Below are 4,907 nucleotides of genomic sequence, written 5' to 3' on the forward strand. Positions count from 1 at the left end.
ACTTAATAATAGTAGGTGCTGCTACAGATGTTTGTGTTTTAGAAACATGTAGTTATGCATTTTCACTAGATTATAATTGTATAGTTCCTATTGAAACTACAGCTTCATTTAGTCCAGAGAGAAAAGAAATGGGATTAGAGATGCTTAGATTTGGAAGAAGTCAAGTTCTTAACGTTGAAGAGTTATACAATATGTTTTCATAAATAATAAAAAGACTATAATTAAGTATGTGTAAAACCAAGCTTACTTAATTATAGTCTTTTTTGTGCAAAACTCTTAACTATCTTTAATAGCTATATTCTATATTTCAATAATTATATCTATTATTAATCCTTCATTTAATTTACTTGTAGCCTCTATATTACTTCCATGGGCCTTGACAATATCGTGGGCTATAGCCATACCTAACCCTGAGCCTTCTATTTTTTTTCTTGTATTTGTTCCTCTATAGTATCTTTTGAAAATGTATCTTAATTCTTCTTCTGATACTCCTTTGCCATTATCACTTATTGAAATATGTACCTTATTGTTATATATTTTTTCTATTTTAATAACTATCTTAACATCATTATTGTTGTGAACAAATGCATTTGTTATTAGATTTATCATTACTCTTTTTATTAATTGTTCATCTAAGTTTAGTAATATTTCTTCATCTGAATAGTTAAATGCTATATTATCATAATTGTATTTTTCATCATTTATAATATCTATCAATATATGTCTGATTAAGGATACTATATTTACTTTATTTTTATTTAAAACTAAAGTATTGTTTTTCAATCTTGTTGATAAATTTAAGTCTTCTACTAAAGTTTTAATATATTCACTTCTGCTTATTATAGTGTTACAGTACTTAACCCTTGTTTTATCTTCCATTTCATAATCTATATCAGCTATTATTTCAGCATTTCCTATAATCGAAGTAAGTGGTGTTTTAATATCATGAGTAATATTTGAAATCCAATCTTCTTTCATTTCCTCAAGTTTTTTTCTTTCAATTTCATTATTGTTTAACCTATCACACAACTCATTTAAACTGTCTTCCACTTCAAAATATATACCTTTATCTATAGAATTCCTTTTGTAATTCCCCTTATACAGGTTTTCTATTTTATCTACTATTCTATTTATAGGTTTTGTTATTTTGAGAGTAAATAAAAAACTCATTATTAGTATTAAAACAACATTTATTACAATTAATACTAGAAATTGGTGAGCTTTTTTTACTAAAGTAACATCATAGGAGTAATTTACTCTATTTACCTTATTTTTATCTAAGAATAATAAATAAGTATAAGTTGTATCATTTAAAACTTTTTCCTCCAAAAATAAGGTATTATCTCCTTTAGTATAGGTATTTATTATAGCAACATTAGAATAATGTAATGGTGCATTACTAGGCTTTTGGTACGCATAAACCTCATTGTTGTTATTATCTAAAATTTGTATTCCCATATTATCTTTCTCTAAGAGGTTTATTCCATTATTATTAACTAATATTTCCTTATTTTCGCTTAAGTATATATAATTCTTAAAAGAGGATATTATCTCTTCTGGATGATAATCATAAAGTGCCCCTTTATTATAAATATTAGTTCTCATAAAAGCAATATTTATAATAAAAATAACTGAACAAGCTACTATAAATGATGAAAAGTAATGAAGTATAATCTTTCTTTTCATAGATTAATCTCCCTTCATTACAAACTTATATCCTAGCCCTATTGCCGTTGTTATATATTTAGGTTTTGATGGATTATCTTCAATTTTAGTTCTAAGTTTTCTTATATGCACTGTTATAGTATTGTCATATCCAAAAAAGTCTTCTCCCCATACTTCTTTACAAATATTTTCTTTACTAATAATTCTATTTGGGCTATTAACTAAATACATTAATAGTTTTAGTTCCTTTGCAGTTAACTCTAGTTTTTTTTCTCCTTTGAAAACTTCACCCTTTTCTTCATTTATTACGATATCATCAAATTTTATTATTCTATTTTTATTTTCATTTTTTTGATTTGAAATATCATTAATAGCTTTTAATCTTACCTTTAATCTAAAAGCTACTTCTTTTGCACTAAAAGGTTTAGTAATATAGTCATCTGCTCCTATTGCAAAGCCAAGTAATCTATCTACTTCTTCATCTTTTGCTGATATAAATAAAATTGGGACTTGGCTAATTTTTCTTAATTCATTAAAAACATCGTATCCACTTATATCTGGTAACATAATATCTAATAGTACTATATCTGGATCAACCTTTTTAAATAGTTCAATTCCATCATTACCATTATCAGATATGAAAATATTTTTAAAACCTTCTCTTCTTAATACTGTATCTAAAATATCAGTAATATCTTGTTCATCATCAATTATTAATACCTTATACTTATCAAATATATTGCTCATCTGTCTCATTCCTTTTCTTTGATATAAGTTATATAATATCACTAAATTCTACTAAGATTCTACTTCTATAAAATATTTAAGATGAATTTAAGATTATTTTTATATTGACTAAAGATATAAATGTTAAAATAAAGTAAAGTATTTAATCAATACATCTTGCAAAAAGATTAAATACAATTATTTAGGAGGTTTTGCTATGCAAGCAATTATGGAACCAATTTTTCATGTAGTATATCTTACTACAGTTATTACTTTAGGAATACAAATGGTTAGAAAATCAAAAAACAATCAATACTTTAAACTATTCGGTATAATGTCTATAGTTTTAGGTTTTGGAGATGCATTCCATCTTATACCTAGAATAAATGCCTTATTAACTACAGGTTTAGAAAATCATGCAGCAGCTTTAGGATTTGGTAAATTAATTACATCTATAACTATGACAATATTTTACTTAATTCTTTATAAGATTTGGAAAGTTAGATTTGACGTTAAGAATTCTAGGAAACTAGATATAGCTATGTATCTATTAGCAGCAATTAGAATAGTACTTTGTCTATTCCCTCAAAATGATTGGTTTGTAAACAATCCACCAATTAGTTGGGGAATCTATAGAAATATACCATTTGCAATAATGGGTATTATAATGATTTATCTTTTATATAGCTACGGAGTTAAGTATAATGATAAAGATTACAAAAAACTTGCTATCGCTGTAATACTATCATTTGGATTCTATGCTCCTGTTGTACTTTGGGCTTCAGAAAACTTTTTAGTAGGTATGCTTATGATTCCTAAAACATTAGCGTATGTTTGGGTAATATTAATTGGATATAAAGAATTTAAAAAGACTATTAAATAGATTAAATGTATGTTCTATGTCACTATTTGTATTATATCGTCATATATTATATAAAAATATATTAATTAAAGGTGATATTGTGATAATAATAACTCCCAAAAGTCCAGAGTATAATACCTCTATACAAGAATGGAATAGAGCTATTAATAAATTTCCTTATCTAATAGCTTATTGTGAAAATACTTCTGATGTAAGTGAAATTATACACTATGCAAGAAAGCATCATTTGCCTATAAGAATACGTTCTGGTGGCCATAACTATGAAGGATATTCAACAGGTAATGATTGTGTAGTAATAGATATAAGTAAAATGAATAATACGAAAATTGATTATGTAAATAATACTGTCAAATTAGATGGTGGAACTAAGAATACGGAGTTATACAATTACATTTCAAATGAAGGCTATCCCTTCTCTGGAGGTACTTGTCCTACTGTAGGTGTAAGTGGCTATGCACTAGGCGGTGGTTGGGGATATTCTGCTCGTAAATTTGGGTTAGGATGTGACTCCTTAGTAGAAGTTGAATTAGTTAATTATAAAGGTTGTGTATTAACTGCAAATAAAGATAAAAATTCTGACTTATTTTGGGCATTACAAGGTGCAGGTGGCGGAAACTTTGGTGTTATAACCTCTATGACATTTAGCCTTCCTCCTAAAGTAGACAAAGTAACTTATGTTAGAATGTACTATCCTGGTATAAATAAAAATATCCAAGTAAAAGTTTTAGATACTTGGCAAAAATGGATTAGCTCAGTAGACAATGATATTAATTTAAGTGGTGGTCTTTATAATACTAAGAAGAAGGTCTTTACGCTTATTTTAGAGGTATTAGTTATAAAAACCTTGAGGATACTCAAAAGCTTCTTGAGCCTTTTTATAATATAGAAGGTGCAGAAATAAACTTGGAGTACGATGTTTATATAAACGTAGTAAATAAAATAGCTAGTTCCTACCCTCATTATGAACACTTTAAGTCTACTGGAAGATTTGTAAATAGATACTACTCTTTAGAGGAACTTTCAGGATTAGTAGATATTATAAATGAAAAAATGCCTCCAAACTCACTTTACACTGGTCTTAATGTTTATGGTCTTGGTGGTAAGGTTGGTTAGGTAGATAAATATGATACAGCGTTTTATTTTAGAGATGCTAAGTATATTTTACTTATACAGTCTGCATGGGAAGATAATTTTTATAAAGAGGCTAATGTTCATTGGGTATTAAACAACTTTAATTATATATACAGCATTACAATTGGTTCCTATATTAACTTTCCTCTGTTACAACTATCTAATTATGGATGTAATTATTTTGGAAAAAATATTTGTAATCTTAAAAATGTTAAAAGTAAATATGATCCTTTAAATATATTTACTTTTCCTCAGAGCATTAAGTCGCTATAAACTATTAATTTCATATAATAATGCAATTTAGCCTCGTAAAATAAATATTCTACGAGGCTTTTAATTTTTAATTATTTATTTTCCATTAGGAACTTCCAAGAAATAAATTGTTCAATTTTTATAAAAATAATACCCTTTTTATTATAAATATGATTTAATAAGTTTGCCAACAAATAATCATAAAATAAGAAAGGGTATTTTCTATATGTTATTTCAAAATGAACAAGAA

At 26.3% G+C, this 4,907-nt stretch carries 7 protein-coding genes; 5 read left to right on the top strand and 2 right to left on the bottom strand.

The window, feature by feature from the left end:
* Positions 1-203: cysteine hydrolase family protein (locus ACRC03_RS00240; protein WP_438650531.1), on the top strand; the 203-nt coding region annotated here is incomplete at its 5' end.
* Between the two features lie 97 nt (positions 204-300).
* On the opposite strand, the gene ACRC03_RS00245 is transcribed toward ACRC03_RS00240, so the two are convergent.
* Complete coding sequence (locus tag ACRC03_RS00245) at positions 301-1,686, bottom strand: sensor histidine kinase (RefSeq protein ID WP_438650532.1); 1,386 nt, start codon at positions 1,684-1,686, stop codon at positions 301-303.
* 3 nt (positions 1,687-1,689) lie between these two features.
* On the bottom strand, positions 1,690-2,454 hold the full coding sequence (locus ACRC03_RS00250; RefSeq protein WP_438650533.1) for a response regulator transcription factor: 765 nt from the start codon (positions 2,452-2,454) through the stop codon (positions 1,690-1,692).
* A 154-nt stretch (positions 2,455-2,608) separates the two neighbouring features.
* On the opposite strand from ACRC03_RS00250, the gene ACRC03_RS00255 reads away from it, so the two are divergent.
* The 4 genes from ACRC03_RS00255 (at position 2,609) to ACRC03_RS00270 (ending at position 4,678) form a co-directional block, all read left to right on the top strand.
* On the top strand, positions 2,609-3,274 hold the full coding sequence (locus ACRC03_RS00255; RefSeq protein ID WP_438650534.1) for a hypothetical protein: 666 nt from the start codon (positions 2,609-2,611) through the stop codon (positions 3,272-3,274).
* A gap of 79 nt (positions 3,275-3,353) precedes the next feature.
* Complete coding sequence (locus tag ACRC03_RS00260) at positions 3,354-4,160, top strand: FAD-binding oxidoreductase (protein WP_438650535.1); 807 nt, start codon at positions 3,354-3,356, stop codon at positions 4,158-4,160.
* Positions 4,161-4,177: 17 nt separating this feature from the next.
* A complete protein-coding gene (locus ACRC03_RS00265; RefSeq protein ID WP_438650536.1) occupies positions 4,178-4,387 on the top strand; it encodes a hypothetical protein in 210 nt (69 codons plus the stop codon).
* 153 nt (positions 4,388-4,540) lie between these two features.
* Positions 4,541-4,678 carry a BBE domain-containing protein gene (locus ACRC03_RS00270; protein ID WP_438650537.1) on the top strand — a complete coding sequence of 46 codons (138 nt, stop codon included), beginning with the start codon at positions 4,541-4,543 and terminating at the stop codon, positions 4,676-4,678.
* Positions 4,679-4,907: the final 229 nt, after the last annotated feature.

The sequence above is a fragment of the Romboutsia sp. genome, assembly GCF_051659545.1.
Lineage (GTDB): Bacteria > Bacillota > Clostridia > Peptostreptococcales > Peptostreptococcaceae > JBOFOR01.